We start from the raw sequence: 16169 nt of genomic DNA on the forward strand, positions 1-16169 counted from the left end.
GGCTTGTGCGATGTACGACCACTTAACCAGGCAACTCCACTGCGGCTACAAAATTTTCTTTTGTTTCCGAAATATCTACGGACGGCACCCATTCCCGTGCAAAAACTCTCGGAAAACGGGTTTCGCCGAAAAACCTATTCCAAAGTTCGTCCATCTCCCTGCGAACGGTACCCAGCTCCCTAAAGGGCCTCCAGGGTACTACTTCCATAGACTACCTCCTTTCCTTTTGCCGTGCCTCCTTTTTCCCCTGAAGCTCTGCCGCGGTCCAGTTACACGGAATCCCAATACTCCCTGACATTCTCAATACATTTCCTTTTTTCCTCTTCAGAAACAGCAGATGGGTCCTTTAGGTCACCAACCTTGCATATGAACTCGTTTCCGGCTTTGTCTCTGACCAGGACAAACTGTGTTGCCGTTGATTCAGTTATTTCTGGTTTCTTTTCCATTTTCCCCCCTTTTGTCTTTAAGCGTTTTTTATGAAGTGAGAAGCCAGCTAACCAAGCAATTTTGGAATGCTGCTAATTCCCTTTGAGACACCACCATTGGTTACGTACGCCTACACGAACCAAAGATAGAGCATCGCCACGACCTGCATGGCCGGATGCAGTTTGACATGTGGCGCCTGTTTGACTTCATCCATTAGAATCGGGTCGGCCTGGAAGTCTTCCATGATGTTGATGATGTGAATTTCTCGCGCATAATGGAGCATGTCCCGTGCGGCCGTGAAAGCGGAGTTGCCACCTCCTGCCACCGCGACGCGCTTGTCACGGTAAAGTGGAGCGTCACAGGTGGCGCAAAACGCAATGCCGTGGCCGATAAGCCGGTGCTCTCCCGGCACGCCAAGGCGGCGGCCTTACCCGCACAGTAGATGACGCAGCGCCCACGGTAGCTCTTACCATCGGCTGTGGTAACGCGAAAGCCGTGGTTGGTGTGTACCATATCAGCGCGAATCTTCTCGTTAGCCATCGCCATCTGATGGCCAACGTGGACCATCTGGGGAGGAGTTCTTCCTTCATATGAAGAATTGCCCTAAGAGTTTCCGTAAAGGCTTCTTGCTCAAGCAAATTGGGATTTTCCCACAAGGTGAGTAGGAAGTAACCATTTTGCTCGAGCAGACTTTTCAAATCTTGCAGTCTGAGCTTTTGCGGATCTACCTCATATTGGTACTTGTCAAGAAGGGCTTTTACATCTAGAAAATCTTCTTCAGACCAATCACTTTTGACAATGAGTTTTTTTCTAATGACATCCACTTGGGGGTCGTATCCGGTAAAATAAGATAGGATTTTGGTGCCTAATTCGCTGAAAAACATGCCGACTACCATGTTCAATTTCTGCTCTCTGATCTTTTTCTCTCTCCTATTCAGCAACATCTCTGTAGCGTTGGCAACTACCCCTAGGAAGGTGCCTACACCGGTAATAATCAACACAACGGCTAGGATTTTACCAAGCTGGGTTGCCGGATGGATGTCTCCGTACCCGACCGTGGTGATGGTGACAATGCTAAAATAAAAGGCGTCTGCTGGTGATAAGCTTTCAATGAACATGAAGCCGAAGGTGCCGACAATAATAATAATGAACAACAGTAGAATAAAAACTCGTAACCTAAATGCCAGTGTATCCATAGCTCTATTTAGTATTCACGTTTTGCAATCTTCTCGATAACCTTCTGTAATTTTACCGCAACCTCCTCGGCAATCTTTTTTAACTTCTTGCTTTTGATTATCTCGAGAGCGAAAACCGGATTGATGGCTGAAACATAGGATTTTTTATCAAGGAACAGGTCTTAGGCCGACCAGATGGCTAGCTTTGGAAGCCCCCGAGAATATGTCTACAATTTCTAAAGTCTTTCCACTGCCAACCATTCTGGTCGCACTTCACAGGCCACTCCGGGAAAAGCTGTAACCACCTGGGTACGAGCTTTTCTCTATTTCGAATCGCCGTAGGTTCCTTGGTCTGTTGCGTTGGCCCGTTCCCCTTGAGACATATCTGCCAAACGTTCAACCTCCTTCTTATCCAGTCCCAACCCTTCGGCCACCCGCCGGCCGTACTCAGGGTCTGCCTTATAGAAGACGACTGTCTGGCGCATCTGGATGCGTTTTTTCGCATTGCCCAAGTGGTTTGCAATATTCCCGGTCAAGTGATCCCTATCCTCGTCCGTCATCACCCTTCGGTAAAGTTCCCCGGGCTGAAAGAAATCGTCGTTAGGGTGGGTGTATGGCTTACGTAAAACCTTTTAATGGCAAACTTCTTTTTACAAACAACATAGCGCGCAGGTTGCGCCTGACGGCTTGAAAACATTACACTTCGTGTCCATCATTCCAACATTCCATCATGAGCGCAAGCTTCACTTCGTGTCCATCATTCCAGTGCGAGGCAAGAGCTCAGACCTCACAAAACTCCTATAAGTTCGATAGGTTGTAAAAATTCCGAGACGTTTAATTATAGCAGGCGCTTACCCGCCTCGTTCCAGTCGATGTTGTTGAAAAAGGCATCGATATAATCGGCTCGTTTGAGGCCATAGTCTAACATAAAGGCATGTTCAAAGACGTCGAGCACCAAAATAGGTCTGCAACCTGCAGGGTGGCCCACATCGTGCTCATTAATCCACAGGTTGATCAGCCGGCGAGTCACAGAATCCTGATAGAGCACTGTCCAGCCAATGCCTCTCATTGCGCCGATCGCTTTGAAGTCCTTCTGCCAGCTTGCATAGTTAGCGAAATTTTCGTTAATCTCGTGTGCAAGCTTTCCTCCTGTGTCAAGGCTGCCGTGTCCTCCTAGATTGTCAAAATAGTATTCATGGAGGCGCATACCATTGAACTCCCAGCCCAGGCGTCTTTTCAGCTCAGCATACCCCGGGGTCCCTGTTTTGTCCGCTTTCAGCATCTCATCAAGCAACCCCATGACTTTGTTGGTATTCGCCACATAGCCTTGATAGAGGGTAAAATGATTCTTGAGCAAGGCTTCACTGAACCCTTTAATGCCGATCAGGCTGCTGTAGTCTTTTGCTTCATAAGCCATTTTGCTACCTCCTTTCGAAAACTCCCTGCATTACAGTTTTCCTGTCATTGCGAGGGAGGTACGACCGAAGCAATCTCCTGAAAATAACGGGATTGCTTCGTCGTTCGTTCCTCGCTCCTCGCAATGACAGCTCGGAACCAGAGGTTTTCGTTCAGATACTACTTACCTACTCAACCAATGCCCTCTCAAAATGTAATAACCTCAAAACCTTCTTCCAGGTACCGGGCCATGCTGGGATGTCCGGACATTTCGTCTAAGAGCCTCAACCCCTGGGCCTTTGCGCCTTCCAGGGTGCCCATCTTGTTGGAGCATGCCTTGCAAGCCCCATCAATCAGGTCTAAACCCTTGGCCTTCTCATACAGGCGGTACATTGGGTGATTATCCTTGCCCAGTTCAGGGATCAGCTTGGTGGCAGAACCCTCAACGATAATCTTGACGTCATACCCTTTATCGTTCATGTCGACGGCATTCAACAGAACATGGATAAAGCACATGGCATCGCCATTAAAGGCAAACAGGGCAACCTTTTTCATCGAAACACCTCCTTGTTCTAGGACACTTCCCAGCAGGCTATGCAGTCAGCCGGGCAGTTCTTAATGGCCTCCCCCACCTCTTCCTCCGGATATTTCTCCAAGTCAACGACCTCTATATACCCCGCATCATTGCGTCTAAATACGCTGGGGCACAGCTCCAAACAGGCCTCACAGTAAACGCATTCACCCAGATCAATGACTGGAACCTTCACTACCTGTCTCACTCCTTAATTGGGAAGGGCCTGGGCTATCTTCTTGCCAAGCTGATGGCACGCGTCGATGCCTTGATCATTCGGGACGTATTTTATCTGCACCCCCGGATCGATTAGTTCGAACTTCATCGCGTCCAGTTTCTTGTTAATCAGTTTGACTGCCTCGCCGCTCCAGCCGTAGGAACCAAAGGCGGCCCCAATCTTGTTTTTCGGCTTCAGGCCCTTCATGTAGGTAAGAAAATCACTGACAGTAGGAAAAAGGCCGTTGTTTAGGGTCGGGGAACCGACGATGACTGCCCCCGCATCAAGGACCTCTGTCATAATGTCGCTCCGGTCACAGTGTCTCAAGTGCATGGGTCTGGCATCCACACCTTCCTGGCCAAGCGCATCCACAATCGCTTCTGCCATGGTTTCAGTGCTGTGCCACATGCTATCATAGACGACCACTGCCTTTCTTCTAGGTGTCTGAGTGCTCCATTCCACGTAGGCATTAATGATCCTTGAAGGGTCATGCCGCCAAATGATACCGTGGTCAGGGCAAATCATGTCCAGGGATAGACCCATCTCCTGAACCTTGCCCACTAATTTGAGAATTAGAGGGGAATAAAGGAGTAAGATATTGGCAAAGTATTTCTTGGCATGGGGCATGATGGCATCACCAACCTGGTCGTCAAACCTTTCAAGTCCTGCGTAGTGCTGTCCGAATGCATCACTGGAAAAGAGAATCTTGTCTTCTTTAACATACGTAAACATGCTGTCCGGCCAGTGGAGCATTCGGGTCTCCATAAAGGTGAGGGTCCTTTTTCCCAGGGTCAATTCTCCTCCGTTTTCCACAGGCTGGTAATTCCATTTCTGCCGGAAATGACGGGAGAGATTCTTCAAACCCATCTTTGAACAATACAGCGGTTTGTCCTCCCCTAGCCTGTGCATCACCCTTGGCAAGCCCCCTGAATGGTCCATTTCCGTGTGGTTGCTGATGACACACTCGATCTTTTTTGGCTCGACAATTTGACTGATGCCATCGATCAATTCATCGGCAAACTCTTTTTTCACAGCGTCAATCAGGGCAATCTTTTCGTCCACGATCAAAAAGGCATTGTATGTAGTTCCATAGGGCGTGGAATAACCATGCATGTTCCGGATATTCCAGTCAATAACGCCTAACCAGTAAATGTCTTCTGCGATTTCTATTGGTTTCATTTCTTCTCCCTACCTCTGAGTCACGAGATAATCAGAGGCTGCCAGGGCAGCCTTGGCCCCTTCGCCGGCAGCCACAATGACTTGTTTAAATGGTACATCCGTCACATCCCCGCAGGCAAAAACCCCAGCGACTCCTGTACGGCACCTGGAATCTATCGCAATCTCTCCAATACGATTCGTCTTCAAGGTATCCAGGACCAACTCGGAATTGGGCTGCAGCCCAATTTCTATGATGATTCCCTGCACATCGCGTTTTTTAACCTCACGGGTTTTCAATGACGCTATCTCAATGGCCTCAACGGCCGATTTACCCACAATCCGGAGAAACTCGTATTCGGTGAAAATCTCTACCTTCGGCGAAGCTATAACCTTGTCCTGGAGTAGCTGGTCACCAGTTAACGGCGTAAAAGAGACCATGTACACCTTCCGGGCCACCTTCACCAGATCGATAACAGCTTCAAGAGCCGAATTTCCACCGCCCGCCACTGCCACATCAAGGTCTGCAAATAATGGCGCATCGCAGGTAGAGCAATAAGTCACCCCCATACCGATCAATTCTTTTTCCCCCGGTACATTGAGCGGCCTGGGACTCTTTCCGGTGGCAATGATCACCGTCTTGGTAAAATATGTCTTCCCAGCACTTGTGATGACGTTCTTTATTTTTCCAAACAGCTCTATGGCTTTCACCTCAGCCCCTACGAGCTCTTCTACACCGTACTTTTGAACATGTTCATCAAACTTGGCGATAAGGTCGACCGTCTCTATGTGGCTAAAACCAAGGTAGTTATCCACATCGTAGGTCCAGGCTACCTGGCCCCCAATGTCTTTGCTCACAAGGAGGGTTTTGAGGATCTTTCTGGCCGCATAAATCGCAGCGCTCAGTCCGGCCGGTCCCCCACCGATAATGATCACATCATAGAGGCAAGAAAGCGGCCCTTCCAGAGTCTCCCCCAGTCTCTGATCCAACTCACCAGTGGCTTCGAGATGAACCAGATCACTGTATCCACCTACTGGTTCATCCCCGATCAGGATCTGCGGGACCGAACTGCTGCCCGTTTTTTCTCTCATCTTCTCCCAGGCTTTTGATCCTGGCCGGGCCTCAATTTCTTCATAACTGATTCCTCTTTCTGCCAGGAACGATTTTGCCTTGGCACAAAACGGGCATCCATCTGTAAAATAAATGGTTACGCTTGCCATAGTCTCCTCGACACTATTAGATCTCTGAGCTCTGGCTAAGGCAACTCACGGCCTGTTCAAGACGCGTCTGGTCAAAGCCCACCATCACTTCATTGCACACCGCTATCACGGGCACCCTGAGGGCGCCGCCGGATATTTTTCGCATTTCTGCCAGCGCTTCCTTGTCCTTAGTCACGTCATAGGCCGTGAACGCAATTCCCTTTTGCGAAAGGAACTCCTTTGCTCTCTTGCAATAGGGTCACGTCGGGGTCGTATAGATCTTTACCTCTTCTGGCATGACAATTTCCTCCGTAAGCCGGACAAGCCGGAACCGAAAAAGAGACAATTCATCACGAGGGCACCCCCCTTTCCAAGGCGAACGCCGCAACCAACAAAAAAAATATGATTTCGTGTTTTGCGGCATGCGCCTTAGGAAGAGGCGTGATTGTTTTCAGCTTTTTCTGGTTTTTGCTTGTTGACTAGCCTTCCTTTTCAAACTGGTCCTTTTCTGCCCCGCACACAGGACAGGTCCAATCATCCGGCAAGCCTTCAAACTTCGTTCCCGGCTCGATCCCATTGTCCGGGTCTCCCTCTACCGGATCATACACATACCCACAGACTGAACACACATACCGATCCATAATCTCTAACCTCCTTTCTACCCAAGCTGGAATTTACGCAGTCGCAATGAATTGCTCACAACAGAAACCGAGCTCATGGCCATGGCGGCCGCTGCAAAGACAGGATTCAAGAGGATCCCAAAGAACGGATACAATGCCCCGGCTGCAATGGGAATCCCCAGGGTGTTGTAAAAGAATGCCCAGAAAAGGTTCTGTTTGATTACTCTCATGGTCTGAAACGAAAGCTTGATGGCTGAAGGAACCGATCGCAAATCATCTCTCATCAGGGTGATATCGCTGGCTTCCATGGCTACATCTGTCCCGGCGCCGATGGCGATCCCGATGTCGGCCGTTGTGAGAGCCGGCCCATCGTTAATACCGTCTCCCACCATAGCGACGACCTGACCCTTGCCCTGCAGGCGTCTTATCTCATCGGCCTTATCACCTGGAAGCACCTCGGCGAGTATCTGATCGATGCCGACTACATCAGCAACGGCTCGGGCTGTTTTTTCATTATCTCCGGTGATCATGGCGACATTCAAACCCATCTCCTTTAGCCTGGAAACGGTTGCCCGTGCAGACGCCTTGGGTATGTCTGAAAGGGCAATAAGGCCAAGAACACGGCCTGCCTCGGCCACAAAAACACACGTCTTGCCATCACTGGCAACCCTTTTTGCCTTCTCGTTGAAACCGTTCATTGCTACGGCCTCTTTTTCCATGAGCCGCAGGTTGCCCAGAAGGCATTTTTTGCCATTTACGACTGCCCTGGCCCCAAGGCCTGATAGGGCCTGAAAATCCTCCGCTCGTTCAGGCTCCAATCCTTCCTGGCGGCCTTTTTCAATGATGGCCTGGGCCAGGGGGTGTTCAGAAACGGCCTCAATAGAAACAGCCACTTTCAAGATATCGTGTTGTTCTGTGTCTCCTTCGGTCAATATGTCCGTAACCTCCGGTTCTCCCCTAGTCAGGGTGCCGGTCTTGTCAAAAACAATGGTGGTTAGTTTATAGGCCCTCTCCAGGCTTTCTCCGCCTTTGATCAAAATGCCATTTTCAGCCCCCAATCCCGTTCCGACCATCACTGCGGTAGGTGTTGCCAGGCCCATGGCACATGGGCAGGCAATGATCAGGACCGAGACAAAATTAAGCAAGGCGCGGCTGAAGATCGGCTCGGGTACGAAAAAGTACCAGACCAGGAAAGTCAGCATTGCTACACCGAAAACTACAGGCACAAAGATGGATGCCACTTTGTCTGCCACCCGCTGAATGGGGGCCTTGGACCCCTGAGCCTCTTCGACCAGCCGGATGATTTGGGCAAGGGCTGTCTCGGCTCCTACTTTGGTTGCCCTGAAGGTGAAGCTCCCGCTCTTGTTCAGGGTAGCTGCAAACACATCGCCTCCCGCCTCTTTGGCCACGGGAATGCTTTCTCCGGTGAGCATGGATTCGTCGATTGAAGATGATCCTGAAACAATCACCCCATCTGTGGGGATCTTTTCACCGGGCCGTACCAAGATCAGGTCTCCTTTTATCACGGCCTCAATAGGAATGTCGATTTCCTTGCCATCCCGGATAATTCGCGCGGTCTTTGGCTTAAGCCCCATCAGCCTTTTGATAGCCATGGAGGTTTTTCCTTTGGCCTTGGCCTCCAGCAGGCGCCCCAGAAGGATGAGGGTTATGATCATGGCTGCCCCGTCAAAGTACACGTGTGGAGCTATCCCAGCGCCAATAAAAAGCTGCGGCAAAAAGGTGACCAAAGCAGAATAGAGGTAAGCAGAAAAAGCCCCCACAGCTACCAGGGTGTTCATGTCTGTGGTCTTTTGCTTAGCGGCCTTAATAGCGCCGATATAAAACCGGCTCCCGACCCAGAATACGACGGGCGTCGTGAGCACAAAAAGGCAAAAAAGCATAATGTGTCTAGGAATCGACCGGAGCCACGGAAACCAGTCTTGCATGGAAGCCATGAAGATAACGATGCTTAGGACCACGCCAACACTGAATTTGACTTTCAGTTCTTTGAGTTCTCTTTTATGGGCAGCCTCAACCGGGTCCTCTGGACTTTCACCAAGCAGGCCCAAAAATTCGTAGCCGGCATCAGAGACCACCCGTCTTAGCGCTTCCACGCCGGTCCAGCCAGGTTCGTGAATGACAGTGGCCCTGGCAGTGGAAAGGTTGACGCTCGAATCCTTGACGCCGTCAATCGCTTTTAAGGCCAATTCCACACGCCGGACGCACGCCGCACAGGTCATCCCCCCGACGCTAATGGTTGTTTGGGGAATGTGAGGTGTGGCTGTGCTAGACAACTTCGTATCCTGCCTTCTTGATGTCTTTTCTCAAAAGGTCCATGTCAATGGGCTTTATCTCATCAAAAGCAGCCTCACCTTTTGCAAGGTCCACTTTGACGTTTTTGATCCCATCAATTTCATTCAAGGCCTTGGTAACAGCCATGACACAGTGATTGCACGACATCCCCTTTATCATGATCGTAGTCATGACAAGTTCCCCTTTCTGCATCAGTTCAAGCTGACTTAGAATGACCTGGTCATTCTCATATGCAGTTATTTATTGCTAGTCGTTGAGCCTTCTAAGCTCCAGAGAAAGCTTTTTTAAGTGCTCTTTCTCCTCATCAATCAACTGACCGATAAATTCACGTCCCTTCTTTTCTTCAGTAAAATCTTGCATGGTTACAAAAAATATTATGGAATCCTTCTCAAATTGAACGCCGAGCTTAAGTATATCTTCAGGATTTTTGGCCTGAGATAATTTCTTTTCCACATCCAAATCCGATCTGAAGACATGCATATCAGCCATCATTTTTAGGTATTGATTCATCTCATGTTCAGGATCCCAAACAGTATCCTCAGTGGCTATTTTGGGCAATTGGGCTTTTAGCTCGGCAAATCTCTTCAAGTGTTTCGCTTCATCTTTAGCAAGAGAGCGCAAAACAGCCTTTACATCAGAATTATCAACGATATCCATGGCTTTTTCATAAAAGCGCTTGCCGTTTTCCTCTATGTCAATAGCTATCTGGAAAACCTCATCTGCATTAAATCTATAAATCACGATAGCGACCCTCTCCTATTTTCTATTCTTCCTTTTCGAACTCATCTTTTGAGGCGCCACAGACCGGGCAGGTCCCAGTCATCTGGCACATCTTTACAGGCAGACTGAGATTGCCACGCCCGTTGGGCTCGCAATGAGGATGTAGAAAATTGTAGTGCATTTGCATTAATACGGGATTTTTTCCGCCGGCCTCCTCTCCGGCACATGTGCACGAGGGACCTTATCCTCATTCCAGGCCTTTGAAACATAAAGGTTGCAATAGCAGCTCCCATACTCTTCTACGTCAGGGGCTCTGTACTCGCAGGGGCACAAGATGTCTTTATCCAGTTCACGGTCACCAGAGGCCAGCCTGCAAGGGCAGGACATGTAGCCATAGCGATTTTTGTTGATAAGGAGAGCTTCAAGAAGTTCGAAGACCCTTTCTTTGTCCTTGTTAAAGTAGTAACCTTTTGGCTCTTGAACCTTCTTTAACGTCTCATATAGCCTTTCCACGTCGTTCATAATCCCAAAGCCTCCTTGATCTCGTCTTCTCTGTATCCGACAACGACTTTGTCGCCAATGATGATTGTAGGAAAGGTACACCGCGGATTCCATCTCTTTACGTCTTCCAGAATAGCCGCCCTTTCTTCCCCATCAAGCAAATCCACATCAACGAAATCGTACTTTACAGCGCAGTCATTCAGGAATTTTTTTGTGGCTTTACAATGACTGCAGGTACTAAGCGTATAGATATTAACAGGCTTTTGCATCCCTTACCTCCTTTGCCTGTCCGTATTCCGCCTTTAAAGCAGCGCAACAGTCCGTTAGATAACGGAATTTTACTTGTTCTTGGACAGTCTTCGATCTCTGCCCCTTGATATTCTTCTTGCACAATCTCCCGATGAGGCGAGAGGCCTTTCCCGTTGGAAGTCAAAAATCTGCGTCCTGCGAAGAAAGGCCTCATCTGTGTCCGCTCTTCGCCCTTTACTTGGAACCAGCTTCTTCTTCCTCCTCGTGTAATGTCCCCTTGTGCTTGGTCCCACAGAGAGGGCATAGAATATCGATCTCTTTTTCATCGCCTATGAACTTTTCGCGCATGACTTCCGGGCTAATATTGTCGATGGTCCCACAGCCGGCGCATGCCGGGCATCTGGCTCTTACTACAAATCTTTTCTTTGGCATTTTGATCCTCCTATATGACTTAGACCTTTTCCTTTCCTCGCGTTCTTTGCACAATGAAACGCATTATACGGATTCCTCCGGCCTTTCGGCCTGAAGGGCTTTACTTCGCCTGCAATCCGGTCTCGTCTCCCACCTCCTTTCCGAAAGAAAGCCTCCAAGCAGTTCTTGTTCGTGGAATCAAAAAACCCCCTGAACACTTGCTAGTACCTGCGCCTTGCATCGCACCTACTTTCCCAGCTTTTCCAGCTCGTTGACGAGCACTTCGAGCCGAGGCCGTTCGTTGATATTGTGCACGTCGATGTATCGAACAATACCGTTCTTATCGATGACAAAGAGCGCTCTTTCCGTAACACCACCGGAGCGCAATACCCCGTACCTGGCAGCCACAGCACCGTGGGGCCAGAAGTCAGAAAGTATGTCAAACCATAACTTACCCATCTGGTTGGTCCAGGCAAACAGGGTGGGGATGTTGTCTACTGTGATGCCGAGCAGGATGGCATTGTTCTTGTCAAAAATCTGTTTCACGATATTGTAACCCGGCCACTGATCCGAGCAGACAGGGGTCCATGCGGCGGGGACAAAGGATAAAACCACATTCTTTTTCCCCAAATACTGGCCAAGAGAAACCTTTCCGCCAGAAACGGCCGGAAGCGTGAAGTCAGGAGCACGATCTCCCACTTTGACCTTCAACACACTGTCCGTGGGCTTCATGATGCCCGGGTTATAGATATTGTTCTTGAATGCATCCGAAAGGCCAAAGGCGCTGGTACTCAAGCAGAATATTGCTGCAAGCCCAGATAGCAAAAGGAGAGTTTTCTTATTTCTCATGGGACACCCCCTAATCTAATTCTGACAATTTGAGCATCATTTGCAAAAACTCATCGGCATTGTTGAAACCCCCGAGTTTGGAATAAAAGACCTCATAGGTTCCGTCGTCCTTGATCTTCACACCGAAAAAGTACGGCGTTCTGACCTCTCCCAGGCTTTTGTGAATGGAAAAATCGCCGTCTGCAAAAAGCGGAAACGGAACTTTGTATGTCTCTTTGAATATACCCACTTCAAAGGCTGAATTGCCCGCGCCAATGCCTATCAACTTGAGTTTGCCTTTGGCGTTCAAGCTTTTCTCTATTGACTCATACAGCTCGTTTACACGGGGCGCTTCACCCTGACAATGGGGGCAATACATACTGAAGATCTCTATGATTACCGCCTCTGCCTTAATTTGTCCTATCCTAAACAGACCTTGACCTGAAAGGCCCAGATACTCTCTATGCCCTGGGTCTTTCGGTACTGACAGGCATATTTCCGGCAGAGCACTGCCCTTTTTCGGTGTCGACCCGGCCGCAACCGGCCCAGAATCAAACATTAAAACAAACATCAAAACGGCTGCCAACTGACAGATGAACGCTTTTTTCATGATTTTTACCTCGTCTCCTTGTTAACCAGGCCGTGGTAAACGGAATTTTTCTTCAGGTTTCCATATTCACACTTGGTCTATAACCTGGGATCAATGTGGCCAGGCCCCCCGCACTCCGGAGTATAGCAAGAGACGTTTAAGAAATCACACTTCTCGCCACAATTAGGACAAACACCGGGTGGTGTTGTGGCCGTAATCAGAAACCCGCACTTGCCACATTTCCAGTAATTCTGGTTGCATTGAGGACAGATATCCCCAACAAATTTGCCTGAAGCTGTGTAGCCACAGTGGGCACATACCCATTTTTCTTGTTCGTTTGCCATTTTTTCTACCTCCTTTTTTTGTGACCTTACGCCTAGTTCTCAGTAAGGTCGGTTTTTGTCATTGCAAGCGAAGCGAAGGAATCTCCTTCTCCAGGTAAATTGAAACCAGCATTTAAGACGAGCCCAGCTTTTCCCCGATTTTGCGTCCATAATCCTGGGCCATCTTTGTCCCGCCTTGCAACAAGGCGGATTTCAGTCTCAGTGGTCCGCTTACCAGGTCCATTCCAAAGATGTTTTTCATCGTGTCGTAGATACGACCCGACGCTTCGCCGCTCCAGCCATAGGCTCCAAAAGAACCGCCCGCTTTCCCTTGCAGGTTCGCCTTTTCAGCCAAAAACAGCATGGTTCTCATGCCGGCCATCATCTGGCCGTGGTAAGTGGCAGAGCCAAAGACGTACGCGTCATAGCCCTCGAGATCTGCCTCTTTCTTTACTTCGGTGACGTTGACAACGGTGGCCTCCGCACCCGCAGAACGGATTCCCTCCGCAATCAGTTCCGCGATATCCTTTGTTTTACTTGTCCTTGTCGCATAGACTATGAGTATTCCTTGCATCACTTGCCTCCGCCTGGTTCCTATGCTTTCCACAAACCGTGCAGGTTGCAGTACTCGCGGGCTGTGACTTGGACTGCATCGATATCAAAAACCGCCTCTGGGGTTTCTCCAGGCTTTAAGAACTGACGGTAGGCCTTTCCGTCAGCGATCACCTCGATCCACTCAATATAGTGCTTCTCCTCCATGGGGTGGGAAACGCTGCCGACTTTTACCTTGACGCCTTCTTCCGTCTTTTCCACCACAGGCACATGTTTTTCCTTTGCTGCATCCACGGTATTTTCGACAAAAAGCTTCATCGGCTGCTTGCAGCACACAAGCTCGCCCTTACCCGCATGGAGCACCTCCACAATGTTCCCACACACTTCACACTTGTACACTTGCAGTCTTTCCGTCATGTTGGCGCCTCCTTAGTTTTGTTGTGTTTTTGAGTTTGTCACATTCACATCAATGAACGTTAGAACTCTCGGCATATAGCTCCTTTTCCAACCAGGCCTTGACTTCGTCGTTTATAGTGTAAACCCCTTTGTTGTGACCAACCGTTTCCAGAAAGCGGTCCCTAAGCGCTTCCGGCATATCGATGGTAGCCAGTTCAACCGCATCTTCTGAATTGCGGCGTATGAAGTAAGTCCTCGGGGGTTCATCCCATGTGTTCACCACAAAATAGTAAGATACGTCGTTTTTCGATCTAATCACATATTTGCCGTGTGCCCAGTTGTTGCCCCATTCAAGGTACAGGGTAACCGCCTCCTCAGGAGTCATGTCCCAATCTATCACGCTGATGATTTCACTGTTGTTTCGAATCTCCTCTAATCCCATTGACTCCTCCTTTCTCACTCTTTCCACCAGCCCTTTCTTATGTGGGCCTCCTTTTCTGCTTCTGCCAGTTTCTTGATCTTGTAGGCTGAATCCCTCACAACACCGTAGAGCACGCCGCAACCATTGTCTTCGCGTACCGCGTCCCCTTCATCTGCAATGTCAAGCATGTCTTTCACCAGTTTGAACGTCTTCTTAATGCTCTCATCACACGCCCTGATCATGTTATCCCCTTCGAATGAACCTCTCTCTAAGAATCTTTGTGATCCTGAGTTATCAAGATTTGTGCCATATCAAATTTCGACAAGATGATAGGGCAAACCGACTGTTATATTAGATGGTTAACGGGCATTTACCGGGTTGACACGCAGTAGCTTCGTGCGCGAAACCTGAGACACCATTGAGACGCTCTGTGTCACCACCAGAAAAATAAAGTTAACCTCTTGATATTGCAATCTATTTTGCACACCGCGGCATAGGTTATGTTATGAAGTGCGTGAGCGGGGGAAATCATTAACATTGGATCTTTTGAAAGGACATGAGGAGGGAAATCGGTCAAGCGTTATTCATAAAAGGCAGTTATATGTATGTCGAAGCAGATGGGCCTGTGAGTCTCCTCTCAAAGTAAGGCCATGAGGAAGAAGCAAAAGTGTCTCATCGACAAATATGAGACGAATGTGTCTCGTGAGACATCCAGAAGACTGAACGAAGCAGCTATCACTGTCAGGTACAATCATGTCGCCGAAGGCAACCTGGTGATCCCGGCTCTACTGCTACCCTTTCGGGGTCATTATGCTTACTTTCCTCAATTGCGCATTCTTTAATCTTGTAAAGAAGGGTTCTGTAGCTAATTTTTAGCAAAGCTGCCGCTTTCCTGCGATTCCAGTCAGTGTAGCAAAGTACATCAGCAATGGCATCCCTCTCGGCCTTGCGCGAAGCTTTCTTGCTGACATCCTTTAAGCTGTATTGTGTCAGCAGCTTGGCCGCGATCTCAGTCACAGCCCCTGTAGTCATCATAGGTCCCCTCCCATTCCGCGGTTCCCCTGAAGGAGCATGATTTCTGGTCTTTTCATAAAAGATCTCCTCGTTTCCGAGCGCAGTGATGGTTTGGACAACATTTTCCAGTTCGCGAACGTTTCCAGGCCACCAATACTCATAAAACTGCTTTCGGACTTGGTCGGAAAGAGGCTTATACTCCGTGCCATAGCGGGCCGCATATTTCCTCAGGAAGTGGTGGCACAGCAAATTAATGTCGTCCCTGCGTTCCCTTAGGGGCGGGATATGAATGGAGACAACGCTCAGGCGATAATAAAGGTCCAATCTGAAGCGCCTCCGGGAAAGCATCTGACCAAGGTTGGCGTTAGTAGTTGCCAGGACGCGGGCATCTATTCTTGTATTGGTAGTGCTCCCCAGAGGTGAAAATTCGTTATCCTCAAGCACCTGTAGCAGCTTGGCTTGCATAGGCAAGTGAGTTTCCCCGATCTCATCCAAAAGGATGGTGCCTGAGTGAGCCAGTTGGAACTTTCCCGGCTTTTTCTTGAAGGCCCCAGTGAAGGCCCCTTTTTCAAATCCAAACAATTCACTTTCAAAAAGATCTGTCGGCAATGCAGCACTGTTGACCTTGATGAAGGGTTTTTGTGCACGGGGCGAACACTTGTGAATTGCACGGGCTACCAGTTCTTTGCCTGTCCCACTCTCGCCGGTGATGAGCACGGTCAAATCACATTGGCCCAAGCGCAAAATGTGGCGCTTTATTTGCGCCATAGCCGGGGCCTGCCCAACAATAGTACTGTCCAATTCCTCGTCATCCTGATCCGGCGATCCCTTGATAGGCTTTTCCATAGCCAGATTCAAACAATCAGGATGGAAATTACTACGAGGGAAAAACACACGAGCAGTGCTTGGCATGCTACGTCCTCCAAGGGTTCTTCGCCCTTGCGGATCAAGAAAATCAGAGATCCTTTGTATCGTGACCAGATACCTCAGCCAAAGCCCCTGTCCGCCCCAAAGAGGGTGATTGAGCGCAGAAACAGCAGGTGACGACTATGGTGTTTGATGCTTGTTACCGTTTCCCAAGGCCACTGTATCC

At 49.1% G+C, this 16169-nt stretch carries 26 protein-coding genes; all 26 read right to left on the bottom strand.

Annotation, left to right across the window (positions count from 1 at the left end; all coding sequences use genetic code 11):
• Positions 1-22: 22 nt before the first annotated feature.
• The 26 genes from JW883_04065 to JW883_04190 all read right to left on the bottom strand — a co-directional run bounded on the left by JW883_04065 (position 23) and on the right by JW883_04190 (position 15988).
• Positions 23-208, bottom strand: coding sequence for a hypothetical protein (locus JW883_04065; GenBank protein ID MBN1841444.1), 186 nt, complete (start codon positions 206-208; stop codon positions 23-25).
• Positions 209-269: 61 nt separating this feature from the next.
• Positions 270-446: a hypothetical protein gene (locus JW883_04070; GenBank protein ID MBN1841445.1), complete on the bottom strand. Its 177-nt coding sequence runs from the start codon at positions 444-446 to the stop codon at positions 270-272.
• A gap of 110 nt (positions 447-556) precedes the next feature.
• Positions 557-709 carry a hypothetical protein gene (locus tag JW883_04075; GenBank protein ID MBN1841446.1) on the bottom strand — a complete coding sequence of 51 codons (153 nt, stop codon included), beginning with the start codon at positions 707-709 and terminating at the stop codon, positions 557-559.
• A 73-nt stretch (positions 710-782) separates the two neighbouring features.
• Positions 783-1622: a two pore domain potassium channel family protein gene (locus JW883_04080; GenBank protein MBN1841447.1), complete on the bottom strand. Its 840-nt coding sequence runs from the start codon at positions 1620-1622 to the stop codon at positions 783-785.
• A 302-nt stretch (positions 1623-1924) separates the two neighbouring features.
• Positions 1925-2161: a hypothetical protein gene (locus JW883_04085; GenBank protein ID MBN1841448.1), complete on the bottom strand. Its 237-nt coding sequence runs from the start codon at positions 2159-2161 to the stop codon at positions 1925-1927.
• A gap of 278 nt (positions 2162-2439) precedes the next feature.
• A complete protein-coding gene (locus JW883_04090) occupies positions 2440-3018 on the bottom strand; it encodes a Fe-Mn family superoxide dismutase (protein MBN1841449.1) in 579 nt (192 codons plus the stop codon).
• Positions 3019-3203: 185 nt separating this feature from the next.
• Positions 3204-3551 carry a DsrE family protein gene (locus JW883_04095; protein ID MBN1841450.1) on the bottom strand — a complete coding sequence of 116 codons (348 nt, stop codon included), beginning with the start codon at positions 3549-3551 and terminating at the stop codon, positions 3204-3206.
• Positions 3552-3568: 17 nt separating this feature from the next.
• Positions 3569-3763 carry a ferredoxin gene (locus JW883_04100; GenBank protein ID MBN1841451.1) on the bottom strand — a complete coding sequence of 65 codons (195 nt, stop codon included), beginning with the start codon at positions 3761-3763 and terminating at the stop codon, positions 3569-3571.
• A gap of 15 nt (positions 3764-3778) precedes the next feature.
• Entirely contained in the window at positions 3779-4963 is a 1185-nt protein-coding gene (locus JW883_04105; GenBank protein ID MBN1841452.1) for an FprA family A-type flavoprotein, read from the bottom strand.
• Between the two features lie 9 nt (positions 4964-4972).
• Positions 4973-6031 (bottom strand): FAD-dependent oxidoreductase, encoded by a 1059-nt coding sequence (locus JW883_04110; protein MBN1841453.1) that lies wholly within the window; start codon positions 6029-6031, stop codon positions 4973-4975.
• Between the two features lie 145 nt (positions 6032-6176).
• Positions 6177-6356 (bottom strand): hypothetical protein, encoded by a 180-nt coding sequence (locus JW883_04115; GenBank protein MBN1841454.1) that lies wholly within the window; start codon positions 6354-6356, stop codon positions 6177-6179.
• Between the two features lie 262 nt (positions 6357-6618).
• On the bottom strand, positions 6619-6780 hold the full coding sequence (locus JW883_04120; GenBank protein ID MBN1841455.1) for a rubredoxin: 162 nt from the start codon (positions 6778-6780) through the stop codon (positions 6619-6621).
• A 17-nt stretch (positions 6781-6797) separates the two neighbouring features.
• Positions 6798-8999, bottom strand: a complete 2202-nt coding sequence (locus tag JW883_04125; GenBank protein MBN1841456.1) for a copper-translocating P-type ATPase — start codon at positions 8997-8999, stop codon at positions 6798-6800.
• Positions 9000-9045: 46 nt separating this feature from the next.
• Positions 9046-9243, bottom strand: coding sequence for a heavy-metal-associated domain-containing protein (locus JW883_04130; protein MBN1841457.1), 198 nt, complete (start codon positions 9241-9243; stop codon positions 9046-9048).
• Between the two features lie 75 nt (positions 9244-9318).
• A complete protein-coding gene (locus JW883_04135) occupies positions 9319-9813 on the bottom strand; it encodes a ferritin family protein (protein ID MBN1841458.1) in 495 nt (164 codons plus the stop codon).
• 165 nt (positions 9814-9978) lie between these two features.
• Complete coding sequence (locus tag JW883_04140) at positions 9979-10314, bottom strand: ferredoxin:thioredoxin reductase (protein MBN1841459.1); 336 nt, start codon at positions 10312-10314, stop codon at positions 9979-9981.
• Positions 10311-10562 (bottom strand): glutaredoxin family protein, encoded by a 252-nt coding sequence (locus JW883_04145; protein MBN1841460.1) that lies wholly within the window; start codon positions 10560-10562, stop codon positions 10311-10313. The genes JW883_04140 and JW883_04145 overlap by 4 nt, the downstream gene beginning before the upstream one ends.
• A gap of 214 nt (positions 10563-10776) precedes the next feature.
• On the bottom strand, positions 10777-10974 hold the full coding sequence (locus JW883_04150) for a hypothetical protein (GenBank protein MBN1841461.1): 198 nt from the start codon (positions 10972-10974) through the stop codon (positions 10777-10779).
• A 225-nt stretch (positions 10975-11199) separates the two neighbouring features.
• Entirely contained in the window at positions 11200-11802 is a 603-nt protein-coding gene (locus tag JW883_04155; protein MBN1841462.1) for a peroxiredoxin, read from the bottom strand.
• Positions 11803-11812: 10 nt separating this feature from the next.
• Positions 11813-12340, bottom strand: coding sequence for a redoxin domain-containing protein (locus JW883_04160; GenBank protein ID MBN1841463.1), 528 nt, complete (start codon positions 12338-12340; stop codon positions 11813-11815).
• 128 nt (positions 12341-12468) lie between these two features.
• Positions 12469-12714, bottom strand: a complete 246-nt coding sequence (locus JW883_04165; GenBank protein MBN1841464.1) for a hypothetical protein — start codon at positions 12712-12714, stop codon at positions 12469-12471.
• A gap of 112 nt (positions 12715-12826) precedes the next feature.
• Complete coding sequence (locus tag JW883_04170) at positions 12827-13267, bottom strand: FprA family A-type flavoprotein (protein ID MBN1841465.1); 441 nt, start codon at positions 13265-13267, stop codon at positions 12827-12829.
• A gap of 20 nt (positions 13268-13287) precedes the next feature.
• Entirely contained in the window at positions 13288-13662 is a 375-nt protein-coding gene (locus tag JW883_04175; protein MBN1841466.1) for a desulfoferrodoxin, read from the bottom strand.
• 49 nt (positions 13663-13711) lie between these two features.
• Entirely contained in the window at positions 13712-14083 is a 372-nt protein-coding gene (locus JW883_04180) for a hypothetical protein (GenBank protein MBN1841467.1), read from the bottom strand.
• A 14-nt stretch (positions 14084-14097) separates the two neighbouring features.
• Positions 14098-14301: a hypothetical protein gene (locus JW883_04185; GenBank protein ID MBN1841468.1), complete on the bottom strand. Its 204-nt coding sequence runs from the start codon at positions 14299-14301 to the stop codon at positions 14098-14100.
• A gap of 502 nt (positions 14302-14803) precedes the next feature.
• Positions 14804-15988 (bottom strand): sigma 54-interacting transcriptional regulator, encoded by a 1185-nt coding sequence (locus tag JW883_04190; protein ID MBN1841469.1) that lies wholly within the window; start codon positions 15986-15988, stop codon positions 14804-14806.
• Positions 15989-16169: the final 181 nt, after the last annotated feature.

The organism is Deltaproteobacteria bacterium (genome assembly GCA_016930875.1).
Classification (GTDB): domain Bacteria; phylum Desulfobacterota; class Desulfobacteria; order Desulfobacterales.